This is a genomic window from Inquilinus sp. CA228, assembly GCF_052078665.1.
Taxonomy (GTDB): Bacteria; Pseudomonadota; Alphaproteobacteria; order DSM-16000; family Inquilinaceae; genus Inquilinus.
Genome location: NZ_JBQJIK010000037.1, coordinates 1 through 18244 on the forward strand (window position 1 = coordinate 1; position 18244 = coordinate 18244).

19 protein-coding genes and 1 tRNA gene are annotated in these 18244 nt (G+C 69.4%); 15 read left to right on the forward strand and 5 right to left on the reverse strand.

Annotated elements, in window-relative coordinates:
* Both ACTOWL_RS19120 and ACTOWL_RS19125 read right to left on the reverse strand, forming a co-directional pair.
* On the reverse strand, positions 1–1256 hold a 1256-nt coding region (locus ACTOWL_RS19120; RefSeq protein ID WP_441322856.1), incomplete at its 3' end, for a hypothetical protein.
* A gap of 480 nt (positions 1257–1736) precedes the next feature.
* A complete protein-coding gene (locus ACTOWL_RS19125) occupies positions 1737–2369 on the reverse strand; it encodes a LysE family translocator (protein WP_441322857.1) in 633 nt (210 codons plus the stop codon).
* A gap of 121 nt (positions 2370–2490) precedes the next feature.
* Here ACTOWL_RS19125 and ACTOWL_RS19130 point away from each other — a divergent pair, with 121 nt between their 5' ends.
* The 6 genes from ACTOWL_RS19130 to ACTOWL_RS19155 all read left to right on the forward strand — a co-directional run bounded on the left by ACTOWL_RS19130 (position 2491) and on the right by ACTOWL_RS19155 (position 6463).
* Complete coding sequence (locus ACTOWL_RS19130; RefSeq protein ID WP_441322858.1) at positions 2491–2949, forward strand: Lrp/AsnC family transcriptional regulator; 459 nt, start codon at positions 2491–2493, stop codon at positions 2947–2949.
* An 81-nt stretch (positions 2950–3030) separates the two neighbouring features.
* On the forward strand, positions 3031–4995 hold the full coding sequence (locus tag ACTOWL_RS19135) for an acetyl-CoA carboxylase biotin carboxylase subunit (RefSeq protein ID WP_441322859.1): 1965 nt from the start codon (positions 3031–3033) through the stop codon (positions 4993–4995).
* A 16-nt stretch (positions 4996–5011) separates the two neighbouring features.
* Positions 5012–5314, forward strand: a complete 303-nt coding sequence (locus ACTOWL_RS19140) for a hypothetical protein (RefSeq protein ID WP_441322860.1) — start codon at positions 5012–5014, stop codon at positions 5312–5314.
* Positions 5311–5781 (forward strand): hypothetical protein, encoded by a 471-nt coding sequence (locus ACTOWL_RS19145; RefSeq protein WP_441322861.1) that lies wholly within the window; start codon positions 5311–5313, stop codon positions 5779–5781. Before ACTOWL_RS19140 ends, ACTOWL_RS19145 begins: the two co-directional genes overlap by 4 nt.
* The gene (locus tag ACTOWL_RS19150) at positions 5778–6065 is read left to right on the forward strand and encodes an acylphosphatase (protein ID WP_441322862.1); all 288 of its coding nucleotides are present in this window, start codon (positions 5778–5780) and stop codon (positions 6063–6065) included. Before ACTOWL_RS19145 ends, ACTOWL_RS19150 begins: the two co-directional genes overlap by 4 nt.
* A complete protein-coding gene (locus tag ACTOWL_RS19155) occupies positions 6062–6463 on the forward strand; it encodes an NUDIX domain-containing protein (protein ID WP_441322863.1) in 402 nt (133 codons plus the stop codon). The genes ACTOWL_RS19150 and ACTOWL_RS19155 overlap by 4 nt, the downstream gene beginning before the upstream one ends.
* On the opposite strand, the gene ACTOWL_RS19160 is transcribed toward ACTOWL_RS19155, so the two are convergent.
* The gene (locus ACTOWL_RS19160) at positions 6460–7998 is read right to left on the reverse strand and encodes an ABC-F family ATP-binding cassette domain-containing protein (protein ID WP_441322864.1); all 1539 of its coding nucleotides are present in this window, start codon (positions 7996–7998) and stop codon (positions 6460–6462) included. The genes ACTOWL_RS19155 and ACTOWL_RS19160 overlap by 4 nt on opposite strands.
* 44 nt (positions 7999–8042) lie before the next feature.
* Between ACTOWL_RS19160 and ACTOWL_RS19165 the strand changes: the two genes are divergently transcribed.
* The 3 genes from ACTOWL_RS19165 to ACTOWL_RS19175 all read left to right on the forward strand — a co-directional run bounded on the left by ACTOWL_RS19165 (position 8043) and on the right by ACTOWL_RS19175 (position 8839).
* Positions 8043–8210 (forward strand): type II toxin-antitoxin system CcdA family antitoxin, encoded by a 168-nt coding sequence (locus ACTOWL_RS19165; RefSeq protein WP_441322865.1) that lies wholly within the window; start codon positions 8043–8045, stop codon positions 8208–8210.
* A gap of 69 nt (positions 8211–8279) precedes the next feature.
* Positions 8280–8537: a type II toxin-antitoxin system CcdA family antitoxin gene (locus tag ACTOWL_RS19170; RefSeq protein WP_441322866.1), complete on the forward strand. Its 258-nt coding sequence runs from the start codon at positions 8280–8282 to the stop codon at positions 8535–8537.
* Complete coding sequence (locus ACTOWL_RS19175; protein ID WP_441322867.1) at positions 8537–8839, forward strand: CcdB family protein; 303 nt, start codon at positions 8537–8539, stop codon at positions 8837–8839. Before ACTOWL_RS19170 ends, ACTOWL_RS19175 begins: the two co-directional genes overlap by 1 nt.
* 3 nt (positions 8840–8842) lie before the next feature.
* Here ACTOWL_RS19175 and lipB read toward each other — a convergent pair whose 3' ends face one another.
* A complete protein-coding gene (gene lipB, locus ACTOWL_RS19180) occupies positions 8843–9556 on the reverse strand; it encodes a lipoyl(octanoyl) transferase LipB (RefSeq protein WP_441322868.1) in 714 nt (237 codons plus the stop codon).
* Between the two features lie 60 nt (positions 9557–9616).
* On the opposite strand from lipB, the gene ACTOWL_RS19185 reads away from it, so the two are divergent.
* The 3 genes from ACTOWL_RS19185 (at position 9617) to mgtE (ending at position 13565) form a co-directional block, all read left to right on the forward strand.
* Positions 9617–9703, forward strand: a tRNA-Leu gene (locus ACTOWL_RS19185).
* Positions 9704–9832: 129 nt separating this feature from the next.
* Positions 9833–12169, forward strand: a complete 2337-nt coding sequence (locus ACTOWL_RS19190; protein ID WP_441322869.1) for an NADP-dependent malic enzyme — start codon at positions 9833–9835, stop codon at positions 12167–12169.
* A gap of 1 nt (position 12170) precedes the next feature.
* The gene (gene mgtE / locus ACTOWL_RS19195) at positions 12171–13565 is read left to right on the forward strand and encodes a magnesium transporter (RefSeq protein ID WP_441322870.1); all 1395 of its coding nucleotides are present in this window, start codon (positions 12171–12173) and stop codon (positions 13563–13565) included.
* Between the two features lie 70 nt (positions 13566–13635).
* Here the strand turns inward: mgtE and ACTOWL_RS19200 are convergent, their stop codons facing one another.
* On the reverse strand, positions 13636–13911 hold the full coding sequence (locus ACTOWL_RS19200; protein ID WP_441322871.1) for a hypothetical protein: 276 nt from the start codon (positions 13909–13911) through the stop codon (positions 13636–13638).
* Between the two features lie 740 nt (positions 13912–14651).
* Here ACTOWL_RS19200 and ACTOWL_RS19205 point away from each other — a divergent pair.
* The 3 genes from ACTOWL_RS19205 to ACTOWL_RS19215 all read left to right on the forward strand — a co-directional run bounded on the left by ACTOWL_RS19205 (position 14652) and on the right by ACTOWL_RS19215 (position 18174).
* A complete protein-coding gene (locus ACTOWL_RS19205) occupies positions 14652–16187 on the forward strand; it encodes a calcium-binding protein (RefSeq protein ID WP_441322872.1) in 1536 nt (511 codons plus the stop codon).
* 171 nt (positions 16188–16358) lie between these two features.
* Positions 16359–17531: an isovaleryl-CoA dehydrogenase gene (locus tag ACTOWL_RS19210; protein ID WP_441322873.1), complete on the forward strand. Its 1173-nt coding sequence runs from the start codon at positions 16359–16361 to the stop codon at positions 17529–17531.
* A gap of 79 nt (positions 17532–17610) precedes the next feature.
* Positions 17611–18174 (forward strand): hypothetical protein, encoded by a 564-nt coding sequence (locus ACTOWL_RS19215; RefSeq protein WP_441322874.1) that lies wholly within the window; start codon positions 17611–17613, stop codon positions 18172–18174.
* Positions 18175–18244: the final 70 nt, after the last annotated feature.

Genomic DNA, 18244 nt, shown 5'->3' on the forward strand with positions numbered 1-18244 from the left:
GGGGCATCCGGTGCCGCCGGCGCCGCGCCCTGCGGGGCGGCCTCGCCGCTCTGCTGCTTCTGCCTCTCCGCCTCGACCGCCGCCATCTGCGTCTGGATGAAGGTGGCCAGCTTGCCCGAGGCGTCGTCCGCCAGCGCCTTTTCGGTCTGCAGCGCCTGGTGGAAGAAGGCGCTGTAGTAGTTGTCGTCGAGGGTGAAGACCAGCGCGGCGGAGATCTTCTGCTGGTTCATCGTGCAGCTCAGCTCGGCCCGCTTGACGGCGTAGGGCCCCTCGACGAAGGCCGGCTGGTCGCTGCTCTGCCAGTCGGTGCCGCAGACCGACTTCATGATCTCGAGATAGCGCTTGGCGAACTGGTCGATCTCGACCGCGTCGCCGCGCGGCTCCTGGTGCAGGCCGCCGACGACCTTGCCGTCGGTGCCGACCTGCCAGGCCTGGTTGATCTGCAGCGGGTCGCGCGGCAGCTTGCGCGGGTCGGCGATGCCGACATTCTGGATCCCGGCGCTGTTCAGGATGTCCTGCAGCGCGCCGACCGGCATGCCGAAGCCCTGGGCGCCGATCAGGGTGCGCGGGTCGCCCTGCGGCTGGCCGCCGGCACCGGCGTTGCCGGCGTTGCCCTGGGCCTGGGCGATCAGCTTGCGCGCGGTCTCGATGCAGTCCCGCAGCCCGCCGAGGGCGGCCCCGGTGCCGGTGAGCGCGAAGGTGAACTCGCCCTTCGGGGTGGTGACGATCGCCTTGCTGCCCTTGGCCAGCAGCTGGAACAGCTCGCCGTCCTGCCCGACCGGCAGGACATAGGCGACCGGGGAGACCGGAACGATGTCGAACTGCTTGTCGTAGGCGGCATCGACCCGGATGCGGCCCTTGCCCTTGTCGGCTTCCTTCAGGCCCCAGTTCTGCTTCACGACGGCGACGTTGAACAGGTAGTTCGGGTTCAGCGTGAACGCCAGCGTCATCCCGCCGTCATAGGGCTTCGACACGTCGCAATGGCTGAACTGCTGGTTGGTCGGGTTGGGAACGGCGCCGCCCTTCCAGCCGCCGGCATCGATCCTGAATTCCTTCGGCGTCGGAGCCTGCCGGCCCTGCGGTGCCGCCTGGGCCGGAGCCGGCTGAGCTTGGGCCGGAGCCGGCTGGGCGGGGGCCGCGGGCGCCTCGGCCGGTGCCACGGGCTGCGCCGGGGGCGTGGCCTGCTGCGCGATCGCCGGAACGGCGAGCAGGAGCGGGAGCAGCGCCGCGCCGGCGCGGAGGGTCGAAAGGTTCATTCCAGGACGCGTCCGTATGATGTATCCGGGCGGGTCAGTCTCGAGCCTTTCCCGCAGGGCGGGCCACACTCGTCCAAGGCAGAGCGGCTTGTCAATCCGCCAGAACGCAGCGCCAGGGCGGCGAACTCATGTTACAGGCGACATATATGTGCTTCTACGTGGGAGTGGCGTGAAAGAAAATTGTCATCCTCGGGCTTGACCCGAGGATCCAGGGGCCGCCAGAGCGGCTCTCGGTGGCCCCTGGATTGCCCGGTCAAGCCGGGCAATGACAGAAAAGGGAAGGAACGTTCCGGTCTCTGAAACTTGGATTCGGAGCCCTGAACGCAGCGCAGCGGCTAGAGCCTGGTCTGAAATTCGTTCCGGTGAGTCGGCTGGTGTGGTTTTCGAGAACCGGAGCGCAGCGTACATGGAGGTCCGTGAGCACCGGAAGCGCAGAAAACCGCATCAGACGGCCGCCGGGGCGAAGTTCGGGCCTGGCTCTTACCAGCGCAGATACAGCGCCAGGAACATGTAGGCGGCGAAGGCCAGCAGCAGCACCCCGGCGACCCGGTCGATCCACAGCAGCGTCCGCGGCGTCAGCCGGCCGCCGGTGGCCGAGACGATGAAGCTCAGCGCCGTGAACCAGGAGGCGGAGCCGACCAGCACCCCGGCCACGAGGATCAGCCCGGAGGCGATGGACAGCGTCTCCGCCAGCCCGACCGCGGTGAAGGCGGTGGCGAAGGTCAGGATCGTCATCGGGTTGCTGAGGGTCAGCAGGAAGGCGGTGACGACCGCCGTGACCTCGCTGCCCTCGGTCCGCCCGGTCTCCGGGTCGCGCTCGATATGGCCGGCATGCAGCAGGGTGCGGACGGCCAGCACGGCCAGCACGGTGCCGCCGATCAGGTGCAGCGCGTCCTTCACCGTGATCAGCCAGGCGCTCAGCGCCACCATGCCGAAGGCGGCGATCAGCCCGAACAACCCGTCCGCGAAGGCCGCGCCGATGCCGGTCAGGATGCCGAAGCGGGTGCCGTGGATCAGCGTCCGGCGGATGCACAGGACGCCGATCGGGCCGACCGGCGCGGCAATGGCGATACCGAGCGCGACGCCTTTGGCGAACAGGAAGGGATCGGTCATCACGTGTGGGGTGCCGCCGGCCTCGTGTTACGTCGTGTCACAAATAGAACGATCGCGAATGGTGGTTCGCCGGCCCTTCGATTAAACCAATGCGAGAGCGAAACCAACGGGGGCGATTCGGATGGAAGCGAAACTCCGCCTCGATGCCATCGGTCGCACCCTGGTGCTGGCGTTGCAGGAGAACGCCCGCGCCAGCTATGCCGAGCTCGGCCGGCTGGTCGGCCTGTCGCCGCCGGCGGTGGCCGAGCGGGTGAAGCGGCTGGAGGATCAGGGCGTGATCAAGGGCTTCCGGGCCGAGGTCGACCGCGCCCGGCTCGGCTACGGCCTGTCCGCCTTCGTCCGGCTGCGCTGCCGGGCGGAGACGTTCCCGGCGGTCGAGAGCTTCGCCCGCACCGTGCCCGAGGTGGTGGAGTGCCACGAGGTCGCGGGCGAGGACGCCTATGTGTTCAAGGTGGTGGCCCGCTCGATCCAGCATCTCGACGAGATCCTGCTGCGCCTCGCCGCCTTCGGCGCCACCACATCCTCGCTGATCCTGTCCTCGCCGGTCGCCGGCCGGGTGCTGCCGCCGGCGGGCGAGTGACCCCTCGACCGCTTTCCTGTTGCGGCGCGGCACGCCCGCGCCGCAATCTCCCCCCAATGGCCGACCGCCTCTGAAGGGACGATGTTCGACAAGATCCTGATCGCCAATCGCGGCGAGATCGCCTGCCGCGTCATCCGCACCGCGCGGCGCATGGGCATCAAGACCGTGGCCGTCTACTCCGAGGCCGATGCCGACGCGATGCATGTCCGCATGGCCGACGAGGCGGTGCCGATCGGCCCGGCGCCCTCGGCCCAATCCTATCTGGTGATCGACCGGATCGTCGAGGCGTGTCGCGCCACCGGCGCCCAGGCGGTGCATCCCGGCTACGGCTTCCTGTCGGAGAATCCGCGCTTCTGCGCGGCGCTGGAGGCGGCGGGCATCGCCTTCATCGGCCCGGGCGTCGGCGCCATCGAGGCGATGGGCGACAAGATCGAATCGAAGAAGCTGGCCCAGGCCGCCGGCGTCTCGACCGTGCCCGGCCACCTCGCACCCATCCTCGACGAAGAGGAGGCGGTCGCCGTCTCTCGCCGCATCGGCTATCCGGTGATGATCAAGGCGTCAGCCGGCGGCGGCGGCAAGGGCATGCGCCTCGCCGGCAACGACGACGAGGCGCGTGAGGGCTTCCGCTCCGCCCGCAACGAGGCGCGCTCCGCCTTCGGCGACGACCGGGTCTTCGCCGAGAAGTTCATCGAGGAGCCGCGGCACATCGAGATCCAGGTGCTGGCCGACGCCCACGGCAACACCGTCTATCTCGGCGAGCGCGAATGCTCGATCCAGCGCCGCCACCAGAAGGTGATCGAGGAGGCGCCGTCGCCCTTCGTGAACGAGGCGATGCGCCGCGCCATGGGGGCGGAGGCCTGCGCCCTGGCCCGGGCGGTCGGCTACCGCTCCGCCGGCACGGTCGAGTTCATCGTCGGCGCCGACCGCTCCTTCTACTTCCTGGAGATGAACACCCGGCTGCAGGTCGAGCATCCGGTGACCGAGGCGGTGACCGGCCTCGACCTGGTCGAGCTGATGATCCGCATCGCCGCCGGCGAGGAGCTGCCGTTCCGGCAGGAGGATGTGCGGCTGGAGGGCTGGGCGGTCGAGGCCCGGGTCTATGCCGAGGACCCGCTGCGCGGCTTCCTGCCCTCGATCGGGCGCCTGACCCGATATCGCGCGCCGGAGGAGGGGCCGCAGGTCCGGGTCGACACCGGCGTCGACGAGGGCGGCGAGATCTCGATGCATTACGACCCGATGATCGCCAAGCTGATCGGCATCGGGGCGAACCGGAACGCGGCCATCGCCGCGATCCGCAGCGCCCTGGACGGCTTCGTGATCCGCGGCGTCAGCCACAACATCCCGTTCCTGGCGGCGCTGATGCACCATCCGCGCTTCGTCGAGGGCCGGCTGACCACCCGCTTCATCGCCGAGGAGTTCCCGGACGGCTTCCACGGCACCACCCCGGCGGGCGAGGCCGCCGACCGGGTCGCCGCGCTCGGCGCCGCCCTGCTGCACCGCCAGGCCATCCTGCGCGGCGGCGGGGCGGGGACGCGGGACTGGGTGCTGCGCGGCGCCCGGCAGAATCGGCCGGTGACGGTGCAGGAGGATGCCGATGGCTGGCGTGTGACGCTCGACGGCCGGTCCTTCGTCATCCAGGGGCATTGGCGGCCGGGCGAGACGCTGTTCGACGGCACGGTGGACGGCGCCCGCATGGTGGCGCAGGTCGACCGCCGCCCGGTCGGGCTGCGCCTGACCCATGCCGGCGGCGAGGCCGACCTGGTGCTGCTGACGCCGCGCGCCGCCGCCCTGGCCGAGCTGATGCCGGTCAAGGCGCCGCCCGACATGTCGCGCTTCCTGCTGTCGCCGATGCCCGGGCTCCTGGTCTCGGTCGCGGTCGCCGCGGGCGACCCGGTGCGCGCCGGGCAGGAGCTGGCGGTGGTCGAGGCGATGAAGATGGAGAACATCCTGCGGGCCGAGCGCGACGGCGTGGTCGAGACCCTGCACGCCAAGCCGGGCGACAGCCTGGCGGTCGACCAGAAGATCCTGGAATTCGCAGCGGCCTGAGGGCCGGGAGAGCGCCATGAACCGAACCCTCCGTATCGTCCTGCCGGTGCTGCTCCTGGCGGGCTGCGGCGACGGCCTGATCCCGCCGGACAATCCGGGGCCGCCGCCGCCGATCGCCTCGATCAAGGGCGACGACCTGCAGCCGCCGCCGGGCCCGACCGATCCCTTCATGATCCGGGTCGACGACCGGGCGATGGGCGCCTGGGCCGATTACTGCACCCGGATCAAGGACATGGCCGGCCCGAATCGCCCGCCGAGCGCGGAGAAGACCCGGATCGAGGGCGACCTGAAGAAATGCGAGGAGATCTTCGCCCAGTGAAAGCGACCGGCGACGAGGGCGAGGCCCGCACCCGCTGGTTCGCCGACGTCATGGCCGGCCGCGGCACCGGGGAGCGGCGGGATGCCGCCGTGGTGGTCGGCGACCACACCCAGGCGCTGCTGGTCGAGCTCGAGACCGTGTTCGGCGCCGGCGCCTGGGTCGCCACCGTGATCCTGGCCGTCGCCGTGATCGAGGCGCATCTGCGCGAGCAGGCGATCGCCTCCGGCCGGACGATCGACCCCTATCTCAACGCCGGCACGCTGTTCGCCGAGGCCGGGCTGGACGAACGCTTCGACGTGCTGCGCCGGGCCCGCAACCGGGCGCTGCATGTCTCCGACCCGCCGACGCTGACGGTCGACATGCACTGGTTCGAGGCCGAGCGGCTGGAGGCCGAGGCGCGCTTCGCCATCCGCCTGGTCGCCGCCGCGCTCTATGGCGGCGCGCTGCCGGACGAGGACGAGGCATGAGCGGGGAGCGCAAGGCGCTGTCGCTGCGCATCACCGGCCGGGTCCAGGGTGTCGGCTACCGCGCCTGGCTGGCCGGCCAGGCCACCGCGGCCGGCCTCGACGGCTGGGTGCGCAACCGCCGCGACGGCTCGGTCGAGGCGCTGCTGTCCGGCCCGGCCGAGGCGGTCGACCGCGTGGTGGCCGCCTGCCGGCGCGGGCCGAGCGTGGCGCTGGTCGACCGGGTGCGGATGACCGAGGCGGAACCGCCCGATCATCCCGGCTTTTCCCAAGGGCCGACGCTGTGATCGCAGCCCCGCGGCTCGGCGTCGGCGCCTTCATCCGGGACGAGTCCGGCCGGCTGCTGCTGGTGCAGCGGCGGCGGGAGCCGGAGGCCGGTCATTGGGGCCTGCCCGGCGGCAAGGTCGATTTCGGCGAGACGGTCGAGGCGGCGGTGCGGCGCGAGATCGAGGAGGAGCTCGGCGTCGTGCTGCGGCTCGACGGGCTGCTCTGCCTGGTCGACCAGATCGACCGAGACGCCGGCACCCATTGGGTGGCGCCGGTGTATCGCGCTGCCATCACCAAGGGCGATCCGGCCAACCGCGAGCCGGCGGCGCTGGCCGCGATCGGCTGGTTCGCCCTCGACGCCCTGCCGCAGCCCCTGACCCTCGCCACCCGAGCGGCGATCGAGGCGGCGCCGGCTTAGGCCGCGGCCGCCGCCCGCTCCAGGAACTCGTCCGGCCCGTCGACCTCGACCAGGCGGCGGTTGCGGATCTCCAGATAGCGCGTGCCGATGCCGCGCAGCATGCGCCGGTCATGGGTGACGAAGACGCAGGTCGTGTCGTCGCGCGACAGCAGGTCCTCCAGCCGCTCGCGCCCGGCGATGTCCAGGTGGTTGGTCGGCTCATCCAGCAGGTAGATGTTGGGCTGGCGCAGGCGCAGCAGCAGGAAGGTGACGCGCAGCTGCTCGCCATAGCTGAGATTGGCGATCGGCGTCGCCTGCTTCTCGATCGGGATGCCGATGTTGTGCAGCTCCCGCACCAGCTCGGCATCGCGCAGGGTCGAGGCCGCCTGCAGCGCGCGGTTCACCGGCATCTGCCGCGGCAGGTCGGCCAGGTGCTGGTCGAGATAGCCCGGCCGCAGCTGCGGGTTGGCGGTGATCGACTGGCCGAGCGGCGCGTCGCCGGCCGCCGCCCGGGTGATCGCCGCCATCAGGTCGCGGATCAGATGCGACTTGCCGGTGCCGTTCAGGCCCAAGAGCGCGATGCGGTCGCCGCGGCGGATGAATTCCTGCTCGATGCGCAGCAGCTCGCGCCCGGTCTCGGTGCGCACGACATGGTCCTTCAGCCGCACCAGCGTGGCGCGCTGCACCTCGCTGCTGTCGAGGTTGATGTCCCGCCGGGCCGCGCGATGCGCCACCGTGGCCTCCGCCCGGCGTTGCTCGGCGCGGGACGCCACCGCCTTGGCGCGCTGGGCCATGCCGGGGTTGTGGCCCTTCAGATTGGCCCACAGCATCAGCCGCTTGGCCGCCTGCTCCAGCCGCTCGACCTCCTTCTCGTCGCGCTCGGCCTGCTGCAGCGCCGCCAGGTCCTCGCGGATCAGCTCCTGCCGCGCCTGCGAGAACGAGGTGCCGTAGGTCCGCACCCGGTCGCCGCGCAGGATGATGGTGCGGTCGGTCACCCGGTCCAGGAACTCGCGGTCATGCGACACCAGGATGAAGGGCAGGCGCAGATGCTCGGTCAGCCAGCGCTCCAGCCGCATCACCTTGCCGACGTCGAGATGGTTGGTCGGCTCGTCCAGGATCAGCAGGTCCGGGTCCGCCAGCGTCGCCCGCGCCACCAGCAGCAGGCGCTGCCAGCCGCCGGACAGCGCGGCGACCTTCTGCGCATGCCACAGCTCGGGATCGATCCCCAACTCGTCCAGCACCATGTCGGCGCGCCAGGCCTGGTCGTCCCGCGCCGCCTCGGGCAGGGCCGTCACCAGCGCCTCGTGCAAGGTCAGGGGCAGCAGCTCGGCCGGCACCGCCTGCGGCACATGGCCGATCAGCAGCCCGCGCCGGCGCGCGATGCGGCCGCGGTCCAGCTCGATCTCGCCGAGCAGCGCCTGGATCAGCGTCGACTTGCCGCTGCCGTTGTCGCCGACCAGGCCGATCCGGTCGTCGGGATGGACGGCGAAGCTGGCATCCTGGAACAGAGCCCGGCCGCCGATCTTGAGGGTGATGGCTTCGGCCTGGAGGAGCATGATGGGACCCGGGACTGCGGCGAACGGACCGGGGAGGGTATCAGATGCCCGATCGGAAGACGAAAGATCGTGACCCGAAGGATGCGGCTGATGCCGAGAAGCGCCGGGACGAGGCGGCGGCATGGAAGGAGCGGAACGCCGAGGCGATCCGGACCCACAACGAATGGGTGGAACGGGAAGGCCTGACTCTGGAGAGGTGTCGGTTGTTTTGATCTCTTGGGGTCGCGGGCCAGCGCCGAGCGGCGCTTGTCATGCGCAGAAAAATGCGCATAGACTTATCCATGTCCAAGCTCGATAGCCGCAAGAACCTGGATCGGACGTTGCGCCGTCCGACCAATCTCAACCTCTCGGTCGAGGCGACCCGCCGGGCCAAGGAGCATGGGCTGAACGTGTCCCGGATTGCCGAGGACGCGATCGTTGAAGCGGTGCGCCGGCATGAAGGCGAGCTCTGGAAAGAGCAGAACGCCGAGGCGATCAAAAGCTACAACGAGCGAGTGGCGCGCGAGGGACTCCTCCTGGCGAAGTATCGGCGTTTCTGATGCGTTTTGATGTCCATCGGCCGCAAGGAGCCGATGACGTCCTGGCGCTGAACGTGCAGTCGGAATTTCACGACCATTTGCCGGCGCGAATCATCATCCCGATGGTTCCGGCCCACTCATATTCTGCGAAGCCTATGAAACGGCTGCAGCCGATCTTATCCGTCGATGGACAAGACTATGTCCTCGTCACGAGTGAGATGGCTGCCATTCCGGTTGGCGATTTGGGAGATCGCATCGCCTCGCTGGCCGGCCAGCACTCGGCCATCGTCGACGCCCTGGACTTCCTGCTCCAGGGCTTCTGAAGCCTACCCCTCGAACACCTCGTCCCAGGCCTCGCGCAGGGCCAGGTCGACGTCCTCCATGGTCACCGGCAGGCCGAGATCGACCAGCGAGGTGACGCCGTACTGGGCCAGGCCGCAGGGCACGATGCCGGCGAAATGCGACAGGTCGGGGTCGACGTTCAGCGCCACGCCGTGGAAGGTCACCCAGTGCCGGATCCGCACACCGATCGCGGCGATCTTCTGCTCGACGCCGTCGCGCTCGACCCAGATGCCGACCCTTCCCTCGCGCCGCTCGCCCTTCACCTGGAACCGCGACAGGGCGCGGATCAGCCACTCCTCCAGCGAGTGGACATAGACGCGCACATCCGGGTTGCGCCGCTTCAGGTCGACCATGACGTAGCCGACCCGCTGCCCCGGCCCGTGATAGGTGTACTGGCCGCCGCGGCCGGTGCGGTAGACCGGGAAGCGGTCGGGCGTCAGCAGGTCGGTGTCATGGGCACTGGTGCCGGCGGTGTAGAGCGGTGGGTGCTCCAAGAGCCACACCAGCTCCGGCGCGGTGCCGTCGCGAATCGCGGCCACCCGGGTCTCCATCGCCGCCAGCGCCTCGGGATAGGGCACGGCGCCGTCGTCGATACGCCAGTCGGGGATGCGCCAGTCGGGGCCACCCGGAACGGCGGTTTCGGAGGGGGTGGAGGACGGAATCGCGATCATCTCATCGGGCTGCTTGATCGGGCGCATGCGATCTGCTAATCCCCCCGCACCTCGGAAGGCAAGGCCCCTCGTGGGCGTGCCTGCCGTGCGGTCGTGGCGGAATTGGTAGACGCGCAGCGTTGAGGTCGCTGTGGGCTAACCCCCGTGGAAGTTCGAGTCTTCTCGACCGCACCATTCTTCGAAAGGCCCGCCCTTACCGGCGGGCCTTTCGCGTTTCGCGGCTCAGCCTTCCGACGCGGCCCTTCCGCCCGGGCGGAACGCTCCCTATAACGGGTCGACCTGTAACGCTGTCCGGATCCCCTGATGTCCAGCGATCTGCGCGAAGCTGCCCTCGACTACCATCGCCTCCCGACGCCCGGAAAGATCGCGGTCACGCCGACCAAGCCGCTGGCGACGCAGCGCGACCTGGCGCTGGCCTATTCGCCCGGCGTCGCCGCGGCGTGCGAGGCGATCGTCGCCGATCCGGCGGAAGCGTCGCAGATGACCAGCCGCGCCAACCTCGTCGCCGTCATCACCAACGGCACCGCCGTGCTCGGCCTCGGCAACATCGGCCCGCTCGCCGCCAAGCCGGTGATGGAGGGCAAGGGCGTCCTGTTCAAGAAGTTCGCCGGCATCGACGTCTTCGACATCGAGGTCAACGAGACCGACCCGGACAAGCTGGTCGACATCATCGTGGCGCTGGAGCCGACCTTCGGCGGCATCAACCTCGAGGACATCAAGGCGCCGGAGTGCTTCGAGGTCGAATCGAAGGCTCGCGCCAGGATGAAGATCCCGGTCTTCCACGACGACCAGCACGGCACCGCCATCATCGTCGCCGCCGCCATCACCAACGGGCTGCGCGTCGTCGGCAAGGACCTGAAATCGGTCAAGCTGGTCACCTCCGGCGCCGGCGCCGCGGCGCTGGCCTGCCTCGACCTGCTGGTCGACATGGGGCTGCCGATCGAGAACATCTGGGTCACCGACATCGCCGGCGTGGTCTGGGACGGCCGCAACGAGCTGATGGACCCGCGCAAGCAGCGCTACGCCCGCAAGACCGAGGCGCGGACCCTGGCCGAGGTGATCGGCGAGGCCGACATCTTCCTCGGCCTGTCGGCGCCGCGGGTGCTGACCGGCGAGATGGTGCAGCGCATGGCCGACCGGCCGATCATCATGGCGCTGGCCAACCCGACGCCGGAGATCATGCCGGAGGAGGTCAAGGCGATCCGCCCCGACGCGGTGATGGCGACCGGTCGGTCGGACTATCCGAACCAGGTCAACAATGTCCTCTGCTTCCCCTTCATCTTCCGCGGCGCGCTCGACGTCGGCGCCACCGCGATCAACGAGGCGATGAAGATCGCCGCGGTCCAGGCCATCGCCGACCTGGCGATGCAGGAGGGGTCGGACATCGTCGCCACCGCCTATGGCGATCAGCAGCTCAGCTTCGGCCCGGAATACCTGATCCCGAAGCCCTTCGACCCGCGGCTGATCATCAAGATCGCGCCGGCGGTGGCCAAGGCGGCGATGGATTCGGGCGTCGCCACCCGGCCGATCACCGATTTCGGCGCCTATGTCGGCAAGCTGGAGGAGTTCGTGTTCCGCTCCGGCCTGGTGATGCGGCCGGTGTTCACCCTGGCGAAGGCCGAGCCCAAGCGCGTCGTCTATGCCGAGGGCGAGGACGAGCGGGTGCTGCGCGCGGTCCAGATCGTGCTCGACGACCAGCTGGCCAAGCCGATCCTGATCGGCCGCCGCGGCGTGGTCGAGCGCCGGATCGAGAAGCTGGGCCTGCGGCTGAAGCTCGACCGCGACGTCGAGCTGGTCGATCCCGAGAGCGATCCCCGCTACACCGAATACTGGCGCCTGTATCACCAGCTGCTGGCCCGGCGCGGCGTCTCGCCCGACGTCGCCCGCACGGTGGTGCGCACCAACTCGACCGTGATCGCGGCGCTGATGGTGCAGAAGCAGGAAGCCGACGCCATGGTCTGCGGCAGCTACGGCCCGTACCGGCCGCATCTGCGCGACGTGCTCAGCGTCATCGGCCTGGCGCCGGGGGTCACCACCCCGGCCGCGCTCAGCGCCCTGGTGCTGCCGCGCGGCACCTTCTTCCTGGCCGACACCTACATCACCCCGGACCCGACGCCGGAGCAGATCGCCGAGACCACGCTGCTGGCGGCGGAGGAGATCCGGCGCCTCGGCATCGTGCCGAAGGTGGCGCTGCTGTCGCATTCCAACTTCGGCACCATGGACGGGCCGTCGCCGGTGAAGATGCGCCACGCCCTGTCCCTGATCCGCGAGCAGGCGCCGGCCCTCGAGGTCGAGGGCGAGATGCATGCCGACGCCGCGCTGTCGGAGGAGGTCCGCCAGCGCATCTTCCCGGACAGCAAGCTGACCGGCAGCGCCAACCTGCTGGTGCTGCCCTCGCTCGACGCCGCCAACATCGCCTTCAACATGCTGAAGGTGCTGGGCGAGGCGATCTCGATCGGCCCGATGCTGCTCGGCGTTGCCCGGCCGGCGCATATCGTCACCCCCTCGGTGACGGTGCGCGGCCTGGTCAACATCACCGCGATCGCCACGGTCGACGCGCAGCTGGCGGGGGCGGTCTGCCCGATCGACACCCATGCCCGGCAGGCGTCGCACGTGGCGCTCGAAGCCCTGTCGGTGTGAGGTGACGGCGGCGCCCGAAGGGGACAAGGCGCCGGCCGAGGCCCAGGAATACGGCCTGCCGCCCGGCTTCGTGCAGGGGATCGAGGAGGCGCTGGACGACCACCGCCTCGCCGAGGTGGAGGAGCGGCTGGCGCCGCTCCACTCCGCCGACCTGGCGGCGCTCTTGGAGGCGCTGCACCCGGACGACCGGCGCGTCGTCGTCGGCCTGATCCGGGTGCAGCTGACCACGGACGCCGAGGCGCTGGCCTGGCTGAACGAGGACGTCCGCCAGGAGGTCCTGGATCTGCTCGGGCCGCGGGATGTCGCGGCGGCGCTGCAGGAGCTCGATTCCGACGACGCGCTGGCCCTGATCGAGACCCTCGACCAGGGCGAGCGCGACGCGGTCCTGGCCAATGTCCCGGCCGAGGAGCGGCGCGTCCTGCTCGAAGGGCTGGACTTCCCGGAATACTCCGCCGGCCGCCTGATGCAGCGCGAGCTGGTGTCGGTGCCGGACTACTGGACCGTCGGCAAGACCATCGACTGGCTGCGCACCGCCGAGGACCTGCCGGACGAGTTCTACAGCCTGTTCCTGGTCGACGTGCACGGCAGCCCGAGCGGCCAACTGCCGCTGTCGCGCTTCCTGCGCGGCCGGCGGCCGGCCAAGCTGGCCGAGCTGGGGCTGGAGGACATCCACCCGATCCCGGCGGAGATGGACCAGGAGGAGGTGGCGCTGCTGTTCCGGCGCTACGGCATGGTCTCGGCGCCGGTGGTCGACCGCAACGGCAAGCTGCTCGGCGTCATCACCCTCGACGACGTGGTCGACGTCATCGACGAGGAGGCGGAGCAGGACATCTTCCGCCTCGGCGGCATCGGCGAGCAGAGCGACCTCTACCGCGACGTCGCCACCACCACCCGCTCGCGCTTCTCCTGGCTGTTCGTCAACCTGCTGACCGCGGTCCTGGCCTCGTCGGTGATCGGCCTGTTCGAGGACACCATCAGCCGGGTGGTGGCGCTGGCCGTGCTGATGCCGATCGTCGCCTCGATGGGCGGCAATGCCGGCACCCAGACCCTGACCGTCGCGGTGCGGGCGCTGGCGATGCGCGAGCTGACCGACAGCAACGCCGTCCGCATCCTGTGGAAGGAGGTGCTGGTCGGCGTGATCAACGGCGTGCTGTTCGCGGCGATCGCCGGCGGGGTGGTGTGGCTGTGGTTCGGGGATCCGCGCCTGGCGGTGGTGATCGGCGCCGCCATGATCATCAACCTGCTGGCGGCAGCGTTCTCGGGCACCGTGATCCCGCTGGCGATGCAGCGCTTCGGGATCGATCCGGCGGTGTCCAGCGCCGTGTTCCTGACCACCGTCACCGATGTGGTCGGCTTCTTCGCCTTCCTCGGCCTGGCGGCGCTGATCCTGATCTGACGCGTCCCATCCCGTCGGCCCCCATCCCGTCGGGCCGACGTCCGGCCGGCGACGGGATGGGACGGCTGTCTCAGGCGGTGCCGGAGCTCTTGGCCTCGGCGGCGGCGGTGATCACGTTGCGGGCGATGTTGACCGCCGGGATCTTCAGGTTCTGGCCGCCCGGCACGCCGCGGGTCAGCCGTTCGACGACCTCCTCGATCTTCTCGACCGGAATCGCCTCGACGCCCGGCAGCATCGCCACCACGGCCGCCAGCCCGACCACCTGGCCGAAGCGCAGGTCGCTGGCCACCGCCAGCTTCTTCAGTGCCTCGCGCAGATCGGCTTCGCTGATACCTGTGGATTCCACGCTCAATATGCCCTCCCTCACCGGATCCGGGCCTATGCGCAATTGCAGTGCATATCCCGACATGAATACTCAGGGTTGTACGAGGCGATCCCGGCTGATGTCCAGCCGTTCTCACGGAACCCGGCGATTTTACCCTGCCCGTTCCGGCAATGCGACCATCGCCTCGCGGCTCGGCTCGTCCCGGTCGGCAAGTCGCGACTCCGGCGCGTGTGACAGATCAGCGGCAGTCGTCGGGCTGCCGTCGCCAGATCCCGCTCCCTCGGCCTCGCCCCCGGGCAAGCAATGCCGATGGCGTGCGCCATGGCGGCAAGAAATGGCAAGTGCAGGCCGGTTACTGCAGGCACCGCCGGATCGGGATTTTTCGCGGCACCCCAGCCGGATTCGCATCGGGCCGGTGCCGTCGCACGGGCCGCCGGCGCGAGTCGGAACGGGCCTCATCCGTTCGATCCTGTCGGGCCAAGGGGTTCTTTTTTCGCAGGAAACTGTCTTGCCTGAATCTCGGTGGGAAATAATATTATTGTTCCAAGTAATTAAATGCCAATGTCGAGGAAACGATAGAACCTGCCTCGGAGACGGAGTTTATGCGGTCTCAAATTCATCCGTCTATTTCGTCATGGGGAAGTAAAAAACGGGAATTTCCATAGACAGCCCTATCGTTTTTTGCCTGAATGCCGGCTGGCTAGCCCAGTGGGCGGCGGCCGGGCTGTCGGCTTGGCAAGGGTTTCTTGGAGGAGGAAAACATGGGTCTTCTTGACGGCCTGCTCGGAGATGACGGGTTGCTCGGCGGTCTGCTGGGCAATGACGGTCTCCTCGGCGGCCTGCTTGGCAGCGACGGCCTTCTTGGCGGGCTGCTCGGTGATGACGGTCTGCTCGGGAATCTTCTCAGCGAGGATCTTCTCAGCGGCGTCATCGGCACGGTGAAGAGCGTCCTGGGCTCCCTGGACGGCCTGGTGTTCGGCGGCTCCGATGCCGACGGGCTTCTCGGCGGCGTCTTCGGCCTGGTCGACGGGCTGCTCAACGGCCTGCTGGGCGGCGATCTGCTCGGCGGTCTGCTCGGCACGATCACCGGCCTGCTCGACGGCCTGCTCGGCGGCGATATCCTGGGCGGTATCGGCGGCGGCGACCTCCTCGGCGGCCTCGGCGGCGTGGTCGAGGGCATCCTCGGCGGCGTGCTGGCGACGGTCGAGGGCGTGGTCGGCGGCCTGCTCGGCGGCGATGGCCTCGGCGGCATCATCGATCTCGACGGCCTGCTGGGCGGCCTGCTCGGCGGCGGCGTCGGCCTCGAGGCTGCACTCGACACCATCCTGTCGTCGCTCGGCGATGCGGTGTTCAGCATCGATGTCGGCGGCCTGACCAATGTCGGCCCGCTCAGCATCATCGGCAGCCTGCTCGGCTCGGTCCTGAACGTTGTCGCTGTGGGGTCGAACTCGCTGGCCAACATCGTCGGTGATGCGGTCGGTTCGGCCGACACCATCAACGGCACCGCCAATGCCGACATCCTGAACGGCTATCTCGGCAACGACATCATCCGTGGTGGTGCCGGTACCGACCGTATCAGTGGCGGCACGGGCAGCGACCTGCTCTGGGGCGATGCCGGCAATGACACCATCACCGGTGGCCTGGGCAACGACCAGCTCTCCGGCGGTGCAGGTGCCGACATCATGATCGGCGGCATCGGCAACGACGTCTACTATGTCGAAAACTTCGGCGATCGGGTCCAGGAGCAGGCGAATGGCGGCACCGATCAGGTGTTCTCGACCATCGACTTCGGCCTGTCCGACAATGTCGAGATGCTGACCCTTTCTGGCACGGCCAGAAACGGGTCCGGCAACGCGGCGAACAACCGCCTGATCGGCAACGATGCCGTCAACGGGCTCAGCGGCGGCGGGGGCAACGATATCCTCGAAGGCAAGGGCGGCAATGACGTCCTCGACGGCAATTGGGGGACCGACACCCTGACCGGCGGCGCGGGTGCCGACACCTTCCGGTTCCAGGGGATCACGCAGACCGTGGTCGGCGCGGGCCGGGACGTGATCACCGACTTCAGCCATGCCCAGGGCGACAAGATCGACCTGCACTTCATCGACGCCAGCACCAAGGTGGCCGGTGACCAGGCCTTCACCTTCATCGGTGGGGCCAACTTCACCGGCGTGGCCGGGCAGCTGCACTTCCAGGGCGGGATCCTGAGCGGCGACGTCAACGGCGACGGCCGTGCCGACTTCGAGATCCAGGTCAAGGGTGCGGCCTCCCTGGTGATCGGCGACTTCGTGCTCTGATCGGCTTCGGCCGATCGGGGGGATCGGCCCGGACGCCTGGCCCACGGGCGTCCGGGACCCCGATCCACCAGTGAGAGCAGACCCCGCGATGCTCCGGCATCGCGGGGCTTTTCTTTTGCGGCAACGGCTGCGCTACAGTGCCGGGAACAGCGACACCGGGAGCGACGCCCCATGATCCCCAATGAGCCGCAAGGCCTCGATTTCATGCTCGGCGACACCGCCGACATGCTGCGCGATTCGGTGCGCGGCTTCGCCGAGGCGGAGATCGCGCCGCGCGCCGCCGATATCGACCGCGACAACCAGTTCCCGATGGACCTGTGGCGCAAGATGGGCGACCTCGGCGTCCTCGGCGTCACGGTCGGGGAGGAGTATGGCGGCGCCGGCATGGGCTATCTCGAGCACATCGTGGCGATGGAGGAGATCTCCCGCGCCTCGGCCTCGGTCGGCCTGTCCTACGGCGCCCATTCCAACCTCTGCGTCAACCAGATCAAGCTGAACGGCACCGAGGAGCAGAAGCGCCGCTACCTGCCGAAGCTGGTGGCGGGCGAGCATGTCGGCGCCCTGGCGATGTCCGAGCCGGGCGCCGGCTCCGACGTCGTGGGCATGAAGCTGAAGGCCGAGAAGACGGGCCACCGCTACGTCCTCAACGGCACCAAGATGTGGATCACCAACGGGCCGGATGCCGACACGCTGGTGGTCTACGCCAAGACCGACCCGGCGGCCGGACCGCGCGGCATCACCGCCTTCCTGGTCGAGAAGGGCTTCAAGGGCTTCTCGACGGCGCAGAAGCTCGACAAGCTCGGCATGCGCGGCTCCAACACCTGCGAGCTGGTGTTCCAGGATTGCGAGGTGCCGGAGGAGAACGTGCTCGGCCGGGTCGGCGAGGGCGTGCGCGTTCTGATGAGCGGCCTCGACTACGAGCGCACCGTGCTGGCGGCCGGGCCGCTCGGCATCATGCAGGCCTGCCTCGACATCGTCCTGCCCTATGTCCGCGACCGCAGGCAGTTCGGCCGGCCGATCGGCGAGTTCCAGCTGATGCAGGGCAAGGTGGCCGACATGTATGTCGCCCTGAACGCCTCCCGCGCCTATGTCTACGCCGTCGGCCAGGCCTGCGACCGTGGCCGGGTCACCCGGCAGGATTCGGCCGGCGCCATCCTCTACGCCGCCGAGAAGGCGACCTGGATGGCGCTGCAGGCGATCCAGGCGCTCGGCGGCAACGGCTACATCAACGACTTCGCCACCGGCCGCCTGCTGCGCGACGCCAAGCTCTACGAGATCGGCGCCGGCACATCGGAGGTCCGGCGCATGCTGATCGGCCGCGAGGTGATCGGGCTGAAGGGGTAGGGCGTCGGAGAGGACGGTCGGAGGACCCGTCGCCGCAGGGTCCCGACGATCGTAGTAGTATTACCGGCCGTCTTTGTTCATGATACGTTCTGTGGACGAGGCGCAATCCGACGAGGTCCGGCCGACCGATCCCGACATGAACTGGACGGGCTGGGCGCTGCACACCCTGCGCGAGGCGGTCGAGATCGACATGCGCTGCAAGCGGCTGACCGAGCGGATCCGCACCGGCTTTCTGACGCGGCGGGACGAGCGCACGGCGTCGGGCGAGGAGCAGCGCCGGCGGCAGCGGCGGGAGCGTGCGGCCGGGATGGTGGCCGAGGCGACGGCCAATCCCGAGCACGGGCGGGACGTCGAGCACATGCGGTCGATGGCGTGGGAGAGGCTGGTCGAGGACGAGATCCTGGACGCGCAGCTCGACACGCTGTCGGCGGTGGAGTTCGTGCAGGAGGTCTGCCGCAAGATCGGCTACCCGCCCGACCCGATCCGGCTGCCCCAGAGCTGGGACGAGACCGTCGAGGCGAAGACCCCGGCGGCGGAGACCGAGGCCGCCGATGGCGAGGCTGCGGACGACTGGTCCGCCGAGCCGGACGAGTCCGATGCCGGCCGGCCCCTGCCGCAGCCATGGAAGCCGGACAGCAGCTGAGGGCTGCACCGCCCGTTAAGCCTTCCCATCACCAGCCTGCCCAGCCTTCCATTCTCCCCTTGCGGGAGGG

Excerpts from the sequence above, each read along its gene's own strand:
- ACTOWL_RS19140 (WP_441322860.1), top strand. The coding sequence starts at position 5,012 with ATGAACCGAACCCTCCGTATCGTCCTGCCGGTGCTGCTCCTGGCGGGC.
- ACTOWL_RS19205 (WP_441322872.1), top strand. The coding sequence starts at position 14,652 with ATGGGTCTTCTTGACGGCCTGCTCGGAGATGACGGGTTGCTCGGCGGT.
- ACTOWL_RS19125 (WP_441322857.1), bottom strand. The coding sequence starts at position 2,369 with ATGACCGATCCCTTCCTGTTCGCCAAAGGCGTCGCGCTCGGTATCGCC.
- ACTOWL_RS19190 (WP_441322869.1), top strand. The coding sequence starts at position 9,833 with ATGTCCAGCGATCTGCGCGAAGCTGCCCTCGACTACCATCGCCTCCCG.
- ACTOWL_RS19160 (WP_441322864.1), bottom strand. The coding sequence starts at position 7,998 with ATGCTCCTCCAGGCCGAAGCCATCACCCTCAAGATCGGCGGCCGGGCT.
- ACTOWL_RS19215 (WP_441322874.1), top strand. The coding sequence starts at position 17,611 with ATGATACGTTCTGTGGACGAGGCGCAATCCGACGAGGTCCGGCCGACC.
- ACTOWL_RS19165 (WP_441322865.1), top strand. The coding sequence starts at position 8,043 with ATGCCCGATCGGAAGACGAAAGATCGTGACCCGAAGGATGCGGCTGAT.
- ACTOWL_RS19210 (WP_441322873.1), top strand. The coding sequence starts at position 16,359 with ATGATCCCCAATGAGCCGCAAGGCCTCGATTTCATGCTCGGCGACACC.
- lipB (WP_441322868.1), bottom strand. The coding sequence starts at position 9,556 with ATGCGCCCGATCAAGCAGCCCGATGAGATGATCGCGATTCCGTCCTCC.
- ACTOWL_RS19150 (WP_441322862.1), top strand. The coding sequence starts at position 5,778 with ATGAGCGGGGAGCGCAAGGCGCTGTCGCTGCGCATCACCGGCCGGGTC.
- ACTOWL_RS19175 (WP_441322867.1), top strand. The coding sequence starts at position 8,537 with ATGCGTTTTGATGTCCATCGGCCGCAAGGAGCCGATGACGTCCTGGCG.
- ACTOWL_RS19135 (WP_441322859.1), top strand. The coding sequence starts at position 3,031 with ATGTTCGACAAGATCCTGATCGCCAATCGCGGCGAGATCGCCTGCCGC.
- ACTOWL_RS19170 (WP_441322866.1), top strand. The coding sequence starts at position 8,280 with ATGTCCAAGCTCGATAGCCGCAAGAACCTGGATCGGACGTTGCGCCGT.
- ACTOWL_RS19130 (WP_441322858.1), top strand. The coding sequence starts at position 2,491 with ATGGAAGCGAAACTCCGCCTCGATGCCATCGGTCGCACCCTGGTGCTG.